Here is a 17,768-nt window from a genome sequence, read left to right on the forward strand (position 1 = left end):
GACCGCCACGACCGAAAAGGGCAATGAGATATTCTGAGATCGCCCCTGGTGGAGGCCGGTCAGCGCCGACGCGCCGACTGGACCCCTATATCCTCGCATGGCCAGTCGCTGTCATGCCTTGCGCACGCCCAGACCACAGAGATTCTCTATCTGTCGGGCATCGCCTCCGGTCCGGCCTTCCCGGAGGCGAACCCCCAGTGACACAAAATGGACCTTCAACTCGCCGCTCACAGTTGCGGGGGCAGCGCCGGCATCGACCGAGGTCTCACCGGCTTCCCTCTTAGCTTCGCGCAGTCCGAGGACCGTGCGGAGAACCACGACGGCGTGAACATGACACGCCAGCCGCCAGAGTCAATTATTATATAAAGATATCTTTATATAATTATGCTAGTACTGCGAGCTCATCGGCTTCTCGCCAGGCCTGAATGTCGGCCTGCGTCAGCGCCTGAATGCGCTCTGAGCCATAGGGATGGACATCAGATGGCCGCGACGGATGTTGGCGAAGCCTGCTGCGACGCCACCGATCTCGTCGCATGGCTCGAGGCCAGGAAGCCGGTCGCAGGCGCTGTGCTGCTCGACCACGGCGAGCACAGCCCTAGCCGCTCTGGCGGCCCGGCTGACCGAGGCTGGTTATGCTCTAGTGACGTCTGAGCTTGATCAGTCCTATCGACTGACTCGCGCCTCGATTACGCCTCTCGCGCGTGGCGCGGCCAGATTGACTCCTGGCCAGGCGACCCGTCCAGACTGGCACAATGATCGCGCCGCCTTCCTGGTCGCCCTGAACGAACGACTGCAGAGTCTGGCGAACGATCCGGAACGGACTAGACTGCTCTCCGAGCTGAATGGAGTGCTCGAGGGGTATGCCTCGGTTGGAAAGTCGTCGTCATCCTACGGAAAATCCGCGGAAACAGCGCCACCTTATGCCGCCCAACCTAAATCATCCGTAGAGCATCCCACCGAGCTTCAAAGGGATCGACGGCAGCGCGCCTCTGCGAAGGCGGAGCGTTCCGCCCTCGCGGATAGGGAAATAGACTCCAAGTCCGGATTAAAAAAGCCCACATAATACATTGATTTTACTGGATTTATATTGCCTCAGATCGGCATAGTCAGAGCGACTATGCGAACGCCGATACCTCACACTTGGTTTTCTCGCCTGATATCTTAAAGTTCAGCCGACGCGACCGCGAGGTCCGCCAGGAACCTGGCGCGTTCTTTATCCCTCGTCGTTGGATCAGGCAGGCGCAGCAGATAGGCGGGATGAACCGTTAACAGCACCCGCGCGCCGTCGTCCGCCGTGATGATCTGGCCGCGCTCCGCCTGCACGGCGGGCTTTCGGCCCAGAAGCGCCAGACCCGCCGTCGCGCCCAGCGCCAGGATCAACCGAGGCTTCACCAGGCGCCGCTCATGATCAAGCCACCAGCGGCAGGCCTGGACCTCGCTCGCATTGGGCGTCTTGTGCAGACGGCGCTTGCCGCGCGGCTCGTGCTTGAAATGCTTGACCGCATTGGTGAGGTAGAGGTCGCGCCGATCCAGCCCCGCCGCCTCCAGCATGGTGTCCAGCAGGCGTCCGGCCGGGCCGACGAAGGGACGTCCGGCCAGGTCTTCCTGATCGCCTGGCTGTTCGCCGACCACCATCAGGCCGGCGCGCGCCGGCCCCTCGCCGCAGACGCCCTGGGTGGCGTCCCGCCACAAGGGACAGCGGCGGCAGCCCTGAACGCCGCGCGCCAGGTCGTCGAGAGTCTCGGGAACCAGATCATCGGTCGTGGCGCGATCAATCGCGGGCGCGCGAACACGCTGGAACCGTTCGTTGGGTCGAGGCGCGGGCTGGGTCACCATGGCTTCTGTGCGAACCGACGCATCCGCGGTCAGTTCCGGGATCAGCGCCGCCTCGGGCAGGTTTTTCCAGTAGCGCTTGGGCATTTCCGAGCGCATGGCCTGGAGCCGCAGCCGCGCCGGATTGAATGTCGAGGCGTAATAGGTGCGCCAGAATTCCTCCATCGCGTCTTCCCTAGGCGCCTGCGCCTGATCGGGGGGCGGCCCATAGGTCAAGGCCTCGCCGTTCCAATGGGCGGACCCGTCCGGCGTCAGGATCGACCACCGCATGGTGCTGAACCGCCGCGCGAAGAAGGGGGCCGTCGCCGGCAACACGCGATGGGCCGGCTCGAACCAGGCGCCCCAATGCTCGCCCGTCTCGTCTTCAGCCTGTCGGAAACGAACGAAGGCCTTCATCTTGTGAGCGGCGCGGCGCACCGCCTTCACCCGATCAGCCGCCTCGGCGACGTCACGATCCGACAGAACGGCCATCAGGTTCGGCTGATCCTTCAAGCGCCATAGCAGGCGATACATCAGGTCGAAGCGATCATCGGATCGATGCTGGATCAACCGGGTCGCCGTTTCCCAGAAGGTGCGCGGGACGCTGAACGCGCCATCAACCCGGGGAAGAGCAGCAGCTTCGTCGAACAGGCCGCCGAAGGACTGCCCCACCACGAACTGCACCCGCGCCGGCTCGACGCCGGCCAGCCGCAACCGCCGCGCCGCCTCGCGCCAGCCGTCGAAATCCAGCGGGTCGGCTAGAACCGCGGTCTGCATCAGAACAGGCTCAACTGCTCGGCTTTGCGGCGGGGCGCCAGGCGCGCGCGCAGGTCCGCCGCATCGGTCAGGCCGCCGGGCGTCCAGTCCAGCGCCGTGATCCACGGCCGCACGGCCTCAATGGAGCGAGTCAGCCGCCCGATGTCCTCGAGCCGCAAGGTCCGATGCCGCCGCACCGACAGGATGCGGTCGACCGCCTTCACGCCCAGGCCCGGCACCCGCAGCAGACTCTCTCTCGCAGCCCGGTTGACGTCCAAAGGAAAGGCCTCGCGTCGCCGCAGCGCCCAGGCCAGCTTGGGATCGACGTCCAGGTCCAACATGCCGCCGTTCGCACCCTCCCCGATCTCGGGCGCGGTGAAGCCGTAGAACCGCATCAGCCAATCGGCCTGATAGAGCCTGTGCTCGCGCATCAAGGGCGGCTTGGTCGGCGGCAACAGGCTGGAGCCGTCGGGAATGGGGCTGAAGGCGGAATAATAGACCCGGCGCAGGCCATACCCGCCGTACAGCGAGGCGCTGCGGGCCATGATCTCCGTGTCCGGCGCGCCGTCGGCGCCGACGATCAGCTGCGTCGACTGACCCGCAGGGGCGAAGGCGGGCGGCCGCTTGCGGTCTCTCCTTTCCGGCTGCGCCGCTTCCAGCTTCAGCCGCACCTGCCCCATGGTCTTGCGGATCGTCCTAGCGTCCTTTTCCGGGGCGAGACGGCCCAGAGCCTCATCGCGAGGCAGTTCGATATTGGCCGACAGGCGATCCGCATAGAGGCCTGCCAATTCCACCAGCCGTGCATCCGCCTCAGGAATCAACTTCAGGTGGATGTAGCCACGAAAGTCGTGCTCCTCGCGCAGGCGTCGCGCGACCTCGACCAGTTCCTCCATGGTGTAGTCGCCGTTGCGGATCACGCCCGACGACAGGAACAACCCCTCGATGTAGTTTCGCTTGTAGAAGGCCAGGGTCAGATCCACGACCTCCTGCACCGTGAAGCGCGCCCGCTCGACGTTCGAGGACACCCGGTTGATGCAGTAGGCGCAGTCGTAGATGCAGAAGTTGGTCAGCAGTATCTTCAGCAGGCTGACGCACCGTCCATCCGGCGTATAGGCGTGGCAGATGCCCATGCCCTCGGTCGAGCCGATCCCTCGACCGCCCAGAGAATCCCGTTTGGTTGAACCCGATGAGGCGCACGAAGCGTCGTATTTCGCCGCATCCGCCAGAACCGCCAGCTTTCGTTTCAGATCAATCCGCGCCATATGTTCATGATATGTTCCAATCTATCGGCGATCCAGTACGCCCGGATAGATTTTTCAGAACGCCAGCGGCGTCGTCTGCCACGTCACCCCAACGGCGGCGACAAGCGCGCCAGTCAGAGCCACGCGTCGCTCCCACAGACCCGGCCCATCGGGGAGAGGACGCCGCGCCATGACGACAGCCACGACGGCGATCAGCGCCAAACACAGAAGGCTGAAGCCCAGCCCTATCCAGCGCCCAGCGGCCGCCTCGGTCGACGACCAGACGTCTGCGGCGCTGGCCAGCAGATAGAGACCGAGAAAGTGCGCGGCCCAGATCAGCAGGCCCGCCGTCATGGCCAGCCAGCGCGTCACGATCCGCCGCCCGGAAACAGCCGGATCAGCAGCACGACCATCGCCGCCTGCCCCGCCGTATAAGCCATGAAGAGGCCGATCAGATCGACCGTGGAGGGCCGGTCGGCCGACACCCGTCCAAACGTTCGACGCAACAGGATATAGAGTCCCATCAAGGCCCCGATCCCCGCGAAAGTCCCCGCCCAGCCCAGAAGAGCGAAGACAGCGGCGCCCTGACTGGTAGCGTCCGGCTTCAAGCCGGCGAACCACCAAGCCCGAAGCTCCAACCCTGTCGCCGTCGCGACGCCGATGGCGCTGACGAGCAGGAGAGCCGTGGCGAGCGTCTCCGCTCCCCTCCTCGCCCGGCGCAACACGCGCGGCGCGGCTGCCGCGCACAGCCCCGCCAGGGCCAGGGCTCCGAGGTGCAGCATCATCGACGCCGTCTCCGGCGGCGCCTGCCACAGATCCGGCCGTCGGCTCCACAAGAAGACATAGGAGAAGCCTGCCAGCAGGCAGACCATGCCGCCGACGATCAGCACGATCACCATGGCCCACCAGCCATGACTGGACGGCCCCGAAACATAGTTGGGCATGCGGACGCCCGCCCCGATGTCCGTGGTCTTGCGACTGTAGGGCGCATCCAGGAACCAGCACCAGCGCATGATGCAGTAGATCGCCAGCACCCCGCTGATCACCGCGGCGGCATAGGCCTGGATGGTCAGGATCAGGAAGAAACCGGCGGTGAAGACCGCGCCGAAAACGTGCCAAGGGGACGGGCGCGGGAGGCGCAAGACATACTGCGGCTCCGCGTTAAGGGGGCTGGTGACCAGGGTCTGGCGCTCGCCTCCCGCCGCGCCGGGCAAAAACCAGCGCCCCTCCCGCACCTCCTTCGCCAACCCCTTCTGCTCCCAGAGCGGATAGAGGCTATTCACCACCGGGACGGAGCGCACGGAATAATAGCCGCTGGGCAGCCATTCCAGACCGGGGCCGTCGTGGATGTTGCCCGCCTCGCGCGGGCCGAAGGGGCGGAAGTTGCGGATCATGTCGATGACCCAGAGCAGGACCGCCAGCCCGAACAGGAAGGCCCCTATGGTCGAGATGAAGTTGGGCAGGTCCCAGCCGCGTCCCGGCAGATAGGTGTAGACCCGGCGCGGCATCCCCATCAGCCCCGTCAGGTGCATGGGCAGGAAGGCGATGTTGTGTCCGGCGAACATCAGCCAGAATATCCATTTACCCATGCGCTCGCTCAGCGGCCGGACGCTGGACATGGGCAGCCAGTAGTAGATGGCCGCGAACATGGGAAAGACCATGCCGCCGATCAGGACGTAGTGCAGGTGGGCGACGATGAAGTAGCTGTCGTGGGCCTGCCAGTCGAAGGGCACCATGGCGACCATGACCCCGGTCAGCCCGCCCATGACGAAGATGACCAAGCCGCCCACGGCGAACAGGCCGGGCGTGGTGAAGCGCATCTTTCCGGCCGCTATGGTGGCGATCCAGGCGAAGACCTGCACCCCGGCAGGCACGCTGACCGCCATGGAGGCGGCGCTGAAGTAGTTGATGCTGATCTGCGGCATGCCGGTGGTGAACATGTGGTGCGCCCACACGCCGAAGCTGATGAAGCCGGTCGCCAGCATGGCCATCACCACCAGGGGATGACCGACCAGCTTCGTGCGCGCCATGGCGGGGATGATGGTCGACATGGCCCCGGCCGCCGGCAGGAAGATGATGTAGACCTCCGGGTGGCCGAAGAACCAGAACAGGTGCTGCCACAGCATGGGATCGCCGCCCTTCAATGGATCGAAGAAGGGCCAGCTCAGCGCCCTCTCCAGCTCCAGCAGCAAGGTCGCTAGGATCACCGAGGGAAAAGCGATGATGATCATGCAGGCGAAGATCAGCATGGCCCAGGCGAAGACCGGCAGCTTGTCCAGCGTCATGCCGGGCGCGCGCGTCTTCAGCACCCCGACGATGATCTCGATCGCTCCGGCGATGGCCGAGATCTCGATAAAGCCGATGCCCAGCAGCCAGAAGTCGGCGTTGATCCCCGGCGAATAGGTCATGCCGGTCAGCGGCGGATACATGAACCATCCCCCGTCCGGCGCCAGGCCGAAAAACAGGGAACAGAAGAAGGCCAGGCCGCCGATCAGATAGGCCCAGAAGGCATAGGCCCCCAGACGCGGAAACGGCAGGTCGCGCGCGCCCAGCATCTGCGGCAGAAGCAGCACGCCCAGCGCCTCGACCGCCGGCACGGCGAACAGGAACATCATCACCGTGCCGTGCATGGTGAAGATCTGGTTGTAGGTCTCCTGCGGCAGGAAGCCGGTCATCGGCAGGGCCAGCTGGGTGCGCATCAGCAGCGCCAGCCCCCCCGCAAGCACGAAGAACAGCATGGCCGCGCCGACGTAATAGACGCCGATGATGTTGTTGTTGATCGCCGTGATCCACTCGCCGGGACGGCGCGGACCGCACCAGGCGGCCTCCAGCTTCTCCAGCTCGCCGTCCGGACGCGGCTCCTCGGTGGGAAAGCGATCGTATTTGCGGACGTCGAAGCCGGTTTCCGACGTCATTTCAGACCGTCCAGATAGGCGGCCAGGTCGCGCAGCTCGCGCCCGGTCAGCACCGGATAGGACGGCATGCGGTTGCCCGGCTTGATCCCTTGGCTGTCCGCGATCCACCCCGCCATCGCGCCCTGATTGTTGGGCAGGATGCCCGCGCCCAGCGTCTGGCGCGAACCGACGTGGGTCAGGTCCGGTCCGGCCAGGCCGTTGGCCTCCGTTCCGCGTATGGTATGGCAGGCGCCGCAGCCCGAGGCGCCGAACACCGCCGCACCCGGCAGGGCGGACGGCGCAGCGGGCGCGGCTTGCCTGGCCCGCCAGGCCTCGAAGTCGGCCTCGGCATGGGCGACGACGACGAAGCCCATCAGGGCGTGAGGTCCGCCGCAATATTCGGCGCACTGTCCCGCATAGACGCCCGGCTTGTCAGCCTGCAGGCGCATGAAGTTGCGGCGGCCTGGGATCATGTCCGTCTTGCCCCCCAGGCGTGGCACCCACAGGCTATGGATGACGTCGGCGCTTTCCAGCTCGATCACCACCGGACGGCCGACGGGGATGTGGACCTCATTGGCGTCCTGGACCGTTTCGCGGCCCTGGCCGTCCAGATAGGCCACGCGCCACCACCACATCTCGCCGGTGACGCGCACGCGCATCTCGCCGTCACGCGGCGCATCCGACACGCGCGCGGTGACGCTGAGGCCGTAGATCAGCAGGCCCGTCAACACGACCACCGGAAAGGCCAGGCCGCCGATCCAGACCAGCCGCTCGCCGCCGACGCGACGTTTCCACTTCCTCGGCCCGAACAGGGCGACGCCCAGTGCGATCAGGACGACGGCCAGCACGACCGCGCCCATGACGAACAGCACCCAGGCGACGACCGTCACCGGCCCGGCGAACGGCCCTGCCGGGTCCAGCACCGGCGGCGGCCAGCCGCCCAGCATGTCCCGCGTCTCAGTCGTCATCGAGCGTATAGAGATAGGCCGCTATGTCGCGGGCTTCGGCTTCGCTCAGGGGCATGGGCGGCATGCCGGTGTCGGGTAGCAGCGACGGCGCGTCGCGCACGAAGGCGGCCATGATCGCAGGCTGGTTCGGCAGGCGCCCTGCGATCATCGGCCGCGCCCCGACGCCCGCCAGCGATCCGCCGGTCCGCCCCTGGGGCCAGGCCACGCCGGGAATGGCGTGGCAGGCGCCGCAGCCCTGCGTCCGGACAAGGCGCAACCCTTGCGCCGGATCGGCGCCCGCCAGGTCGCGCGGCGCCCCGGCCTTGTCCGCGCAGGCGGCCAAGCCTAGCAGGCCGACGGCCGAGACCGCCGCCCCTATCTTCCCCATCGTCGCGACATGACGGCATCCGGCCCCTTTCAGCTTCGCCAGAACCAATCCATCGGGCGGCCGGGGGTTCCGAAGCGGAACCGGCGCCGCAAGGCCGGTGTTGGATCGGGGTGCGCGCCCTGCCCCTCGCTTTTCTGGGACTGACCCTCGCCGCCTGCGATACGACGCCGGGTGAGACCGATCGCGCCTTTCAGGCGTCCGGCGAGATCATCGCCATGAGCGGCGGCGCGGGCGGCGCGGGCAACGCCTGCTTCACGTGTCACGGCCTGAAAGGCGAAGGCGACGGCGTTTCCTCGCCGCGCCTGGCAGGTCTGGACCGGGGCTATCTGCAGAAGCAGATGGAGGATTACGCCAGCGGCCTGCGTCCCGACGACGTCATGACCCGCGTGGCGCGCGGCCTTGACTCCGACGCCCGCCGCATCGTGGCCGCCTGGTACGCCGGACTGCCCGCTCCGCCCGCCGGTGCGTCAGCCGCCCCTCCGCCGTCGATCTGGCTGACCGGCGACACAGCACGAGGGATCACCGCCTGCGCCGCCTGCCATGGAACTGAAGGCCAGGGCGCAGGCGCAGGTCAGCCGATCGTCGCCCGGCAGCCCGCCGCCTATACTCTGGAGCAGATCGACCGCTGGAAGTCCGGCCGGCGGCGTAACGACCCGCGCGGCGTCATGGCCGCCGCCGTCCAGCATCTGACGGAAGAAGAAGCCCGCGCCATAGCCGCGTGGCTGTCGACCCGACCCGCCGCTCAAGCGCACGCCAACGCCTCTGCCAGCGCGTCCGTTTCGGCTTCGGCTGCGGCACGACCGGCAGCATCGCGTGAAATACGTCGTCCCGATCGATCAGATGGTGCTTGAGCGCCGCCCCCGCATGGATCGGGATCATCAGAAGAAGGGTCAGGACCAGACCCCAGTGCATCCACTCGGCCGTCGCCTCGACCGCCCAGAGCTGACGGTTCGACAGATCCTGCATCGGCAACAGCGGCCAGGGGATGAAGCCCGCCGCCGCCAGCTGGGTGTCCCGCGCCGTCGCCGAGATCATAGCCCAGCCCGACAGCGGCAGGCCGAACAGGCAAAGATAGAAGACATAGTGGGTGACGTGGGCGGCGGTGCTTTCCCAGCCCGGCTTGTCCGCGTCATTGATCAGGTCCGGCGCGACCAGCCGCCAGGTCAGGCGACCGATGACTAGCAGCAGCATCAGCACGCCGACGGCGAAATGCACTTCATAGGCCGCCACCTTCTCGCCGCCGACCGGCAGCCGCCCCATCCACCAGCCCCAGCCCAGCTGGAATACGACCAGACCCGCCATGATCCAGTGAAACCAGATGGCCACGGGGGAATAGCGCCCCTCATCATGATGACCGGCGGCCCACTCCAGCGCCTGGGCGATCAGCCGGTCGATCATGCCGCCGCCTCGCCCGCCGGCTTCAGCAGACCGTGAATCCGCCACAGTGCGACCAGGAGGTAGGCCGCCGCCGCCGGCGCCCACATGATGAGCCCGGCCGCCTGCTGATCCTCCAGCGGCGTCATGTTCCAGGCCAGCGTGCTGGCGAAATGCGGGGCGTACAGGGGCTGGCCCGCGAACACGATCAGGGCGCCCAGCAGCCCCATCAGCAGCATGGCCGCCAGCAGAGCGGCCACGGCCGCATGGCCCCTGGCGCTTCGCACCGCCGCCCAGAACCAGACGGCGCTCCCCAGGATGCTGATCTGCATCAGCCAATAGATCCCGTCATGCGACAGGGCCTGAGTGTAGAGTCCGGGCGCGTGCCAGGCCCAGAAGACCACCGCCTGCACCGCGGTGGCCGCCGCCAGACGCGGCCGTTTCAGCCGGGGCAGACACAGGGCCAGCAAGGGCGCCGCCGCCAGCACCAGCAAAAGGTGATGCAAGGTCCGTGCGGTGAACAGGGCCGAACTCAGCGCGCACAGAGGCGAGATAAAGCCGATCGCCAGCACCGCCATCGCCGCCGCGCATCGCCCCTTTTCCGGTCCGCGCAGCAGAACCAGCCCCGCGACCGTCGCAGCCGTCAGAACGGCCCAGAGAACCGGGTCGCCGTTCCAGCGGCTCAGCGCCTCGGCCGGATCGGGCGCGGGCCCGCAATAAGGTGTCCAGACGGCATCGACCATCCTGGGCCAACGCCTGCGTGCAGCGACGGTTCACCGACCCGGATCACGCCAGGCCTGCGCCCTCCGGGGCGGAACCCGGCTTCGATATGCGCCGTTCCCCTGCCCTGTTCAGGAACCCGCACCCCATGTCCGACACGGTCGCCGACCCTGCTTTTGAACCACCGCCCGAAGCCCAGGCCTTCTATGAGGAGGCCCTGCGCCTGCTGAAGAAATCCGGGGTGCCCTTCCTGCTGTCGGGCACCTATGCGGTTACCGCCTATACGGGAATCCGTCGGCCGACCAAGGATCTCGACGTCTTCTGCAAGCCCGGCGACTACCCTCGAATCCTCGCCTTCTTCCAAGCGCGCGGCTATCGCACCGACGTCGAGGACGAACGCTGGATCGCCAAGGTCTGGAAGGACGACAAGCATTTCTTCGACGTGATCTTCGCCATGTCGAACGGCACGATCGCCGTGTCCGACAGCTGGTTCGGGCCGGACCGCATCACCGTCTACGGGCATGAGGTGACGATCACCCCGCCGACCGCCCTGATCCTGTCCAAGGCCTTCATCCAGGACCGCTATCGCTACGACGGCGCCGATGTGAACCACGTCATCCTGAAACAGGCCGAGGCCATCGACTGGAAGTCGCTGCTGGATCAGATGGACCTCTATTGGGAGGTGCTGATGGCGCACCTGCTCAACTTCCGCTTCGCCTATCCGACCGAGCGCGGCCTCGTGCCCGCCTGGCTGATGACCGAACTGATCGGTCGCCTTCAGGCCCAGGTCGATCTGCCGCCGCCGCGCGTTAAGGTCTGCCGAGGCCGTCTGTTCAGCCCGCGCGACTATATCGCCGACATCTCCGAATGGGGCTTCGGCGATGTGGTGGGCAAGGGACTGGAGGAACGCCATGACCCCGTCGCCTGACACCGCCGCCGCCCCCGAAGGCCAGACGCCCCAGCCGGGCATGGAGTCCGGGCCGAAGAAGAAGCTGCGCGTCGCCGCCGTGGCCGACCTGCACGTGGGCGAAACCTCGCATCGCGCCTATCGCGACCTGTTCGACCGGGTGCATGAGGATGCGGACGTGCTGTGCTTGTGCGGCGACCTGGTCAACTTCGGCAAGACGGTCGAAGTGGAGAACCTGCTGGAAGACCTGCGCGCCTGCCGCATCCCCATGGTCGGCGTCCTGGGCAATCATGAGCATGAGTGCGGCCAGCCGCAGGACGTGACCCGTATGCTGACGGAGGCCGGGGTCAGGATGCTGACCGGCGAGGCTTATGAAATCGACGGCGTCGGCTTCGCCGGGGGCAAGGGCTTCGTCGGCGGTTTCGGCCGCTACATGCTCAGCTCTTTCGGCGAGGCCTCGATCAAGACCTTCGTCAATGAGGCGGTGGAGGACGCCAATCTCATCGAGAATTCGATCCGGACCCTGCGCACCGAGCGGAGCGTGGTTCTGCTCCACTACGCCCCCGTGGTGGATACGGTGATCGGCGAGCCGCCCGAGATTCACGCCTTCCTCGGCTCGTCGCGGCTGGCCGAGGTCGTCGATCGTTATGAGAACGTCAAGCTGGTGCTGCACGGCCACGCTCATCGCGGCGCGCCGGAAGGCCGCACCGCCCGCGGTGTCCCGGTCTACAACGTCGCCCTGCCCGTTCTGCGCACGCTGGGCGATACGCCCTATCGCGTGTTCGAGGTCTGAAGAGGGTCAGGCGATCCCGGCGCCGCCGGTGACGCCCCAGACCTCGCCGGTGACGAAGCTGGCCTCCTGCGAGGCCAGCAGCACGTAGACGGATGCGATCTCGACCGGCTGGCCCGGGCGGCCGAAGGCGCTGTGGGCGCCGAACTTCTCGACCTTCTCCTGAGGCTGGCCGCCGCTGGGCTGCAGCACTGTCCAGAAGGGGCCCGGCGCCACGGCGTTCACCCGCACGCCCTTCTCGATCATCTGCTTGGCCAGGGCCTTGGTGTAGGTGACGATCCCGCCCTTGGTGGTGGCGTAGTCCAGCAGGATATCCGACGGCTCATAGGCCTGGATCGAAGCCGTGGTGATGACCGCCGCGCCCGGCGGCAGGTGCGGCGTCGCCGCCTGACACAGCCAGTGCAGGGCGTAGAGATTGGTCTTCAGCGTGGCGTCGAAATCCTCGGTCGAGATCTGGCCCACGTCCTTGCGGAACTGCTGCCGGCCGGCGTTGACGACCAGGATGTCCAGGCCGCCGAAGGCCTGGAGCGCGCGCTCCACCATGGTCGCATTCCACGCCTCGTCGCGCACGTCCCCCGGCAGGGCCAGCGCCTTGACGCCCTCCGCCTCGATCAGGGCGATCACCTCGCGCGCGTCGGCTTCCTCCGAGGGGAGATAGGAAATCGCCACGTCGGCGCCCTCACGGGCGTAGGCGATGGCCACCGCGCGACCGATGCCGGAATCAGCGCCGGTGATCAGGGCGCGCCGCCCCTTCAATCGCCCGTGGCCGTGATAGGCCTCCTCCCCGTGATCAGGCTGAGGCTCCATTCTGGCGACCAGGCCCGGCGCAGGCTGAGGCTGACGCGGAAACGGCGGGCGCGGATACTGATTGCGGGGATCCTGCATGGTCAGGCGGTCGGACATGACAGCTCCTCTGAACGACTGAAGGCGTGCCTTCCTAAGTCGCCCCCTGCGCGAGCGTTCCCCGCGGGGTTCGGCTCGCCGGCGCGCGTCATCCTCGACAGCGTGACGGCGGCTCGCCTGGAGAAGGCCTCGAACCACCGCGCCGGAAAATCGAGAAGCGACCGGCGCCGTATGGAACGGGCCGCGCGCCTTTTCCTTCTCCTCCACGACGAAAGGAGTTCCTCTTGCCCCTCGCAAACAAGGAAAAGCCCCCGATCCTGCGACAGCCGCGGCGGCTGATGATGATCGTCGGCGCCATCCTGGCCCTGTTGTTTGTCGTGTATCTGGCCACGGCCGCGACGGGCTTCCTGCGCACCCAGACCAAGGTTCCGGATCCGCGCATGACGGGTACGGAAGCGCCTCTGGAGCGCGCCATGTAACGGCGTGTTCAGGCTTGGCCGTTTGGAACGGCGGCGCGCCTGACCGCTTAACCTCCTGTCACAGGGAGGAAAGAATGAACCGACTTCGCACTCGCCCGCCCCCCGCCGTCCTCGTGGGAGGCCGTCATGCGTTTCTATGAAGTGGTGGTCGGCAGCGACAGCGGCCCGCAGCGGCGCCTGCGCGTGACCTCGCCCACGGACGCGCAGGCCGCAGACGCCGCCGCGCCCCTGATGCGGGCGCACGAAGCCATCCTGTCCATTCGAGAAACGCCTGACGACGGGCTGCAGCAGGCCGACGCCCCGCCGCCCAAGACCCAGGCGGAAGAGCTGGCCCCCGACACGCCGGGCATGGCCGCCAAATCCTGATCCATCGCAAGGAGATACACTGATGATGAAACAAACCATGGCCGTTATGGCCGTCTCGGCCGCCGCTCTCACCCTGGCGGCCTGCAACCAGCAACAGGGTTCCGAGGCCGTCGACAAGGCTCAGGACGCCGTTTCCGAGCCGGTCGGCCAGACCTCGGCCGCCACCATGGGCGCCAATATGGTCAGCGCCTATGTTCCCAACGCCGCCATGGGCGACATGTACGAAATCCAGGCCGCCGACATCGCCCTGGAACGGTCGCAGAACGCCCAGGTCAAGGAATTGGCCCAGATGATCAAGACCGATCACACGGCCGCCTCAGCCGCCCTGAAGACCGCCGCTGCGCAGGCGGCGCCGGACACCGCCGTGCCGACCGAACTGGATCAGCGTCGCAAGGGTCTTATCGATAACCTGCGCTCGGCCACGGCGGCGAACTTCGACAAGACCTATATCGATCAACAGGTCGCCGCCCACGAGGAGGCCGTCACCCTGCATCGCGGCTTCTCGGACAAGACAGATGTCCCGGCCCTGGCCGAGCACGCCCGCACGGTCCTGCCCAAGATCGAAGCGCACCTGGAACGCGCCAAGCAGTTGCAGTCCAGCCTGGGCGGCTGACGCCGCCCCCGTTGCGAAGCGAGAGGGGCGGGCCGCGGTCCGTCCCTTTTTTCAACGCGTCGGCAGACTTCCGCACCTCATAGGGCGGGTCTAGGCGTCTGTCCGGATGCAGACACACCGGAACGCCGCGACGTATCTCCCGCTTCGAAGGCGCCCACTCGTTTTGAGGAGACAACCATGGTCGAGAAAACGCTGCAGACCCTGTTTCACGACACTCTGCGCGACATCTACTACGCTGAGCGCAAGATTCTGAAGTCTCTGCCCAAGATGGCCCGCGCGGCTCAATCACCCGAGCTCAAGGCGGCCTTCGAGAAGCATCGGGAGCAGACGGAAGGACAGATCGAGCGCCTGCAGCAGGTGTTCGAGATCATCGGCAAGCCCGCCCGCGGCAAGACTTGCGACGCCATCGAAGGCATCCTGGCCGAGGGCGACGAGATCGCCGAGGAATACAAGGACACGGCGGCGCTCGACGCGGGTCTGCTGGCCGCGGCCCAAGCGGTCGAGCATTATGAGATCACCCGCTACGGCACGCTGAAGCGATGGGCGCAGGTGATGGGGTTGAAGGACGCCGTCAAACTGCTGGACGAGACCCTCCAGGAGGAAAGCCAGACGGACGAGGACCTGACGGCCATCGCCGACTCTGCGGTCAACGCCGAGGCGCTGCAACCCGCCTGACGGCCGGTCTCCCCGCCGCCTCGTCGGCGGCGGGGACGAACCGCCTCAGACCGGCAGCTTCTCCAGTCGGAGGTAGGACGGATTGAACTCGGCCGCATCGGCCAGTCGCTCCCAGGCGAGGATGCGGACGTCGGCCCCGCTCCATTCCAGCCACCCCGCCTCTCGCATGACTTTCAGCGTGCGGTTCACATGCACCGCCGACATGCCCAGAAGGTCGGCGATCTCCGCCTGGATGATCGGAAAACGAAAGGCTCCGTCGCGAGCGAGTCCGACGGCTTCCAGGCGGGTGTAGACTTCACAGACCAGCAGGGCGGTCCGCTCCAGCGCCTCTTGCCGCCCCAGCGCCAAGAGCCATTCGCGATGCATGGCGGCGTCCACCACCGTCTCCAGCCACAGCAGACGCGTCAGGTGCGGGTGCTGCTCCGTCAGGCGTCGCAGACGGTCGTGGGGAGCCTCTGCGATGAGGCAATCGGTCAAGGCGCGCACCCCGTGATCGACCCGCTTCAGCACGAAGCCGTGCAGGTCGATGAAATCCCCGGGAAGGTTGATCTGGGTGTATTGACGCCGCCCGTCGCTCAGGTCGCGGTAGCGCGCGCAGAACCCCCCGATAACCAAGCTGGAGTGATCGACCAGGGCGTCCTGTGAAACGATGTCGCTGCCCGCCGGCTTGACTACGATATTGACCAGCACGCTTCGCAAGGCCTGTCGTTCCTCGTCCCCGAGGGCGTCGCGACGCTCCAGCTTGTTCTCCAACAGGCGGCTATGGTCGTGCATGGGGCGGCTCCGCTGACGCTTGCCAAAGCTCAACGTCGCCCGACGGCGAATGTTGCCGCCAAGCTCGCCTCCGCCCGGTTCCGTAACGCCGCAAAGGCGACACAAAGAACCGGCTACGGCCTAGCTGCGTTGGTTTCGCGTAACAGGGGAGTTTGCATTGTGAACAGGACACCAGTCATTGAGCGGGCCTTTGAGCTGGCGCGCAGCGGTCGCTTCCGTATCCCAAGCGAGGTCCGCAAGGCGTTGATATCCGACCGCTATACCCAGGCCGAGCTGTTCCAGCTCGAAGGCAAGGCCACTTGGCGCCAGCTGCGAACCTTGTGCGCGGATTCCTACCATCGCGCCTGAGACCGATCTATCAGCCCTGCGGCGGCGCTGCGACTAACCTATGTAAAGAACGAAACACCCCTGGCCGTGCTGTTGGTCAGGGGGATGAAGAATCAGTCTTATCAAGATGATGTAGACATAGCGGCGGCGTCGTTGGAACGGATGCTTTCCAGCTTCGCCGTGCTGTCGTCTTCTGACGTCGATCGCATTCGCGGCTGGTTCCGGGGTCCGGCGTTGGCCCACCCTCCCGGCGGCCCCATCCCTCTTCATCCCGAACGCAAGGACGCCCGGGTCGTAGCGCGCGGCTGGGTGGCGCGGGGCGCCATGCTGGAGGACGGTCGTCGGCAGATCGTGGGATTGAGTTTGCCCGGCGACGTCATCCTGGCGACCGACTCGGTGGACGCAGATATGGCGGTCTGGGCATTGACCGACGCCTCGACCCTCGACGCAACCCTGCTGTGGGACGCCATTTCAGAAGGTGCGGACTTCAGCCCGCGCCTCCTGGAGGCCTGGCGCCAATTTCGCTCTGCGGAGCGTCTGCGGCTGGCGCGACATGTGATCCGGCTCGGTCGGCTCAGCGCCTATGAGCGCACCGCGCACCTCCTGCTGGAGTTGTACGAGCGGCAAAGCCGTCTGGGCGCTGTCGAACCCGGCGTCCTGCATCTTCCCCTCACCCAGGACATGCTCGCCGACATCCTGGGCCTCAGCGCCGTGCATATGAACCGCACCCTGCAGCAGCTTCGCCGCGCGGGCCTCGTTGATTACCGGACGGGCCGCGCCATCCTGCCCGACCTGTCGGGCCTGGCGCTGGCCGCCGGCCTCAGCATAGCCGACGCTCTCGCGGACGCGCGGAACTTCGGCGACTAACCCATGTAAGTGGCGCCCCCCTGCATTCATGGCACGGCTCCTTCCCCAGGAGGGCTCATGCCTGCAGATTCCGCCGCCACGCTGCCTCCGTCCGTCCCGCTTCCCGGGCGTCCGCGCGCCCATATCGGAGATCATCCGGTCTATGACGCCTTGCCGCCGGACGCGCAGCGGCGCCTGATCGCGGAAGGGACGGAAGTCGATCTCCCGGGTGATACGCGCCTGGCCCTGGACAGAGACCACCTCTGGTTCGTCATCTCCGGCGTGCTCGGCGCCTTCCCGCCCGACAGCGAGGTCTGCGTCGCGCCGGTCGTATCCGGCACCGTCTACGGGTGGGATCACGCCCTCGGCTTCAGCGGCAGCGGCGCACAGGTTCGCCCCCTGCTGGACGTGCGGCTGTTCCAGGTTCCCGCCGCCGCCGCACGCGAAGCGCTGGGGTATGACTGGCTGGCGCGTTTCGTCGCTCTGCAGGCGGTCCAGCGTCTGACGTTTCTGGAACAGGAAGCCGCCTGCAACGCCTCCCACCGGGTGTCGGAGCGGCTGGCGAAATGGCTGCTTCGCCTGCATCACGGCGGGAACGGCGCGCCGGTTCGCCTGAATCAGGCCCGACTGGCGGCCATGCTCGGCGTCCAACGCACCAGCATCAACGTGGCGGCGCGCAACCTTCAGGCGACGGGCGGCGTGCGGTTCAGTCGCGGCAAGGCCTCCATTCTGGATGTGGCCAAGCTGACCGCGAGTTCATGTCGGTGCGGCACGACGGATTAACGAGGATCGCAGCCGGCAATCGGCGAGCGGCGGCGTTCGGAGCGTCAGGGCTCCGACCAGCCCAGCTCGCGCAAAGCCGGCTCTGGCTTGTCCGCCTGCGAGAAGACCAGGCTGGCCTTCTTCTCTCCCCGGCCGGGGACATAGTCGAGCGAGGCGCCGGAGCGTTCGCCGCCGACCTGACCCTCGATATCCACGGCGGCGGCGGCCAGGTCGCCCTGGTTGGCGACCACGAC

Annotated in this window: 19 protein-coding genes, 2 pseudogenes and 1 riboswitch; of the genes and pseudogenes, 10 read left to right on the forward strand and 11 right to left on the reverse strand. The window is 66.8% G+C overall.

Annotated elements, in window-relative coordinates; translation table 11 throughout:
* Positions 1-82 precede the first annotated feature (82 nt).
* Positions 83-322, reverse strand: a riboswitch (cobalamin riboswitch).
* Positions 323-1,161: 839 nt separating this feature from the next.
* From ACWIDZ_RS15615 to ACWIDZ_RS15640, 6 genes are read right to left on the reverse strand one after another with little or no spacing between them, the layout of a single operon-like run.
* A complete protein-coding gene (locus ACWIDZ_RS15615) occupies positions 1,162-2,589 on the reverse strand; it encodes a UdgX family uracil-DNA binding protein (protein ID WP_453990238.1) in 1,428 nt (475 codons plus the stop codon).
* Positions 2,589-3,830, reverse strand: a complete 1,242-nt coding sequence (locus ACWIDZ_RS15620; RefSeq protein WP_453990236.1) for a putative DNA modification/repair radical SAM protein — start codon at positions 3,828-3,830, stop codon at positions 2,589-2,591. The genes ACWIDZ_RS15615 and ACWIDZ_RS15620 overlap by 1 nt, the downstream gene beginning before the upstream one ends.
* Before the next feature lie 54 nt (positions 3,831-3,884).
* A complete protein-coding gene (locus ACWIDZ_RS15625; protein WP_291783705.1) occupies positions 3,885-4,181 on the reverse strand; it encodes a hypothetical protein in 297 nt (98 codons plus the stop codon).
* Positions 4,178-6,724: a cbb3-type cytochrome c oxidase subunit I gene (locus ACWIDZ_RS15630; protein ID WP_453990234.1), complete on the reverse strand. Its 2,547-nt coding sequence runs from the start codon at positions 6,722-6,724 to the stop codon at positions 4,178-4,180. The genes ACWIDZ_RS15625 and ACWIDZ_RS15630 overlap by 4 nt, the downstream gene beginning before the upstream one ends.
* Complete coding sequence (coxB, locus tag ACWIDZ_RS15635; RefSeq protein WP_343831542.1) at positions 6,721-7,671, reverse strand: cytochrome c oxidase subunit II; 951 nt, start codon at positions 7,669-7,671, stop codon at positions 6,721-6,723. The genes ACWIDZ_RS15630 and coxB overlap by 4 nt, the downstream gene beginning before the upstream one ends.
* Positions 7,661-8,038, reverse strand: coding sequence for a c-type cytochrome (locus ACWIDZ_RS15640; RefSeq protein ID WP_291783695.1), 378 nt, complete (start codon positions 8,036-8,038; stop codon positions 7,661-7,663). The genes coxB and ACWIDZ_RS15640 overlap by 11 nt, the downstream gene beginning before the upstream one ends.
* Before the next feature lie 215 nt (positions 8,039-8,253).
* Between ACWIDZ_RS15640 and ACWIDZ_RS15645 the strand changes: the two are divergent.
* Positions 8,254-8,709: pseudogene (locus ACWIDZ_RS15645) on the forward strand (c-type cytochrome); the annotation flags it as partial.
* Here the strand turns inward: ACWIDZ_RS15645 and ACWIDZ_RS15650 are convergent.
* Together ACWIDZ_RS15650 and ACWIDZ_RS15655 are read right to left on the reverse strand one after the other, a co-directional pair.
* The gene (locus ACWIDZ_RS15650) at positions 8,702-9,436 is read right to left on the reverse strand and encodes a cytochrome b (RefSeq protein ID WP_291783692.1); all 735 of its coding nucleotides are present in this window, start codon (positions 9,434-9,436) and stop codon (positions 8,702-8,704) included. The pseudogene ACWIDZ_RS15645 and the gene ACWIDZ_RS15650 overlap by 8 nt on opposite strands.
* Positions 9,433-10,155, reverse strand: coding sequence for a cytochrome c oxidase assembly protein (locus ACWIDZ_RS15655; protein WP_453990231.1), 723 nt, complete (start codon positions 10,153-10,155; stop codon positions 9,433-9,435). The genes ACWIDZ_RS15650 and ACWIDZ_RS15655 overlap by 4 nt, the downstream gene beginning before the upstream one ends.
* Positions 10,156-10,241: 86 nt before the next feature.
* On the opposite strand from ACWIDZ_RS15655, the gene ACWIDZ_RS15660 reads away from it, so the two are divergent.
* Together ACWIDZ_RS15660 and ACWIDZ_RS15665 are read left to right on the forward strand one after the other, a co-directional pair.
* The gene (locus ACWIDZ_RS15660) at positions 10,242-11,060 is read left to right on the forward strand and encodes a hypothetical protein (RefSeq protein WP_452111332.1); all 819 of its coding nucleotides are present in this window, start codon (positions 10,242-10,244) and stop codon (positions 11,058-11,060) included.
* Positions 11,044-11,832, forward strand: a complete 789-nt coding sequence (locus ACWIDZ_RS15665; RefSeq protein ID WP_453990229.1) for a metallophosphoesterase family protein — start codon at positions 11,044-11,046, stop codon at positions 11,830-11,832. The genes ACWIDZ_RS15660 and ACWIDZ_RS15665 overlap by 17 nt, the downstream gene beginning before the upstream one ends.
* Positions 11,833-11,838: 6 nt before the next feature.
* Here ACWIDZ_RS15665 and ACWIDZ_RS15670 read toward each other — a convergent pair whose 3' ends face one another.
* On the reverse strand, positions 11,839-12,732 hold the full coding sequence (locus ACWIDZ_RS15670; protein WP_453990227.1) for an SDR family oxidoreductase: 894 nt from the start codon (positions 12,730-12,732) through the stop codon (positions 11,839-11,841).
* A gap of 224 nt (positions 12,733-12,956) precedes the next feature.
* On the opposite strand from ACWIDZ_RS15670, the gene ACWIDZ_RS15675 reads away from it, so the two are divergent.
* From ACWIDZ_RS15675 to ACWIDZ_RS15690, 4 genes are all read left to right on the forward strand, one after another.
* Entirely contained in the window at positions 12,957-13,151 is a 195-nt protein-coding gene (locus ACWIDZ_RS15675) for a hypothetical protein (protein ID WP_453990225.1), read from the forward strand.
* Between the two features lie 126 nt (positions 13,152-13,277).
* The gene (locus ACWIDZ_RS15680; RefSeq protein WP_291783675.1) at positions 13,278-13,517 is read left to right on the forward strand and encodes a hypothetical protein; all 240 of its coding nucleotides are present in this window, start codon (positions 13,278-13,280) and stop codon (positions 13,515-13,517) included.
* Positions 13,518-13,539: 22 nt separating this feature from the next.
* On the forward strand, positions 13,540-14,130 hold the full coding sequence (locus ACWIDZ_RS15685; protein WP_312218313.1) for a DUF4142 domain-containing protein: 591 nt from the start codon (positions 13,540-13,542) through the stop codon (positions 14,128-14,130).
* Between the two features lie 177 nt (positions 14,131-14,307).
* On the forward strand, positions 14,308-14,805 hold the full coding sequence (locus tag ACWIDZ_RS15690; RefSeq protein ID WP_346487900.1) for a YciE/YciF ferroxidase family protein: 498 nt from the start codon (positions 14,308-14,310) through the stop codon (positions 14,803-14,805).
* Between the two features lie 45 nt (positions 14,806-14,850).
* Here ACWIDZ_RS15690 and ACWIDZ_RS15695 read toward each other — a convergent pair whose 3' ends face one another.
* Complete coding sequence (locus ACWIDZ_RS15695) at positions 14,851-15,579, reverse strand: Crp/Fnr family transcriptional regulator (protein ID WP_291783667.1); 729 nt, start codon at positions 15,577-15,579, stop codon at positions 14,851-14,853.
* Here ACWIDZ_RS15695 and ACWIDZ_RS15700 point away from each other — a divergent pair.
* The 3 genes from ACWIDZ_RS15700 to ACWIDZ_RS15710 all read left to right on the forward strand — a co-directional run bounded on the left by ACWIDZ_RS15700 (position 15,568) and on the right by ACWIDZ_RS15710 (position 17,535).
* The gene (locus ACWIDZ_RS15700) at positions 15,568-15,927 is read left to right on the forward strand and encodes a hypothetical protein (RefSeq protein WP_291783664.1); all 360 of its coding nucleotides are present in this window, start codon (positions 15,568-15,570) and stop codon (positions 15,925-15,927) included. The genes ACWIDZ_RS15695 and ACWIDZ_RS15700 overlap by 12 nt on opposite strands.
* Before the next feature lie 141 nt (positions 15,928-16,068).
* The gene (locus ACWIDZ_RS15705; RefSeq protein ID WP_291783740.1) at positions 16,069-16,773 is read left to right on the forward strand and encodes a Crp/Fnr family transcriptional regulator; all 705 of its coding nucleotides are present in this window, start codon (positions 16,069-16,071) and stop codon (positions 16,771-16,773) included.
* A gap of 57 nt (positions 16,774-16,830) precedes the next feature.
* Positions 16,831-17,535, forward strand: coding sequence for a Crp/Fnr family transcriptional regulator (locus tag ACWIDZ_RS15710; protein ID WP_453990221.1), 705 nt, complete (start codon positions 16,831-16,833; stop codon positions 17,533-17,535).
* Between the two features lie 44 nt (positions 17,536-17,579).
* On the opposite strand, the pseudogene ACWIDZ_RS15715 reads toward ACWIDZ_RS15710, so the two are convergent.
* Positions 17,580-17,768: pseudogene (locus ACWIDZ_RS15715) on the reverse strand (hypothetical protein); the annotation flags it as partial.

It is taken from the genome of Brevundimonas sp. NPDC055311 (assembly GCF_053645695.1).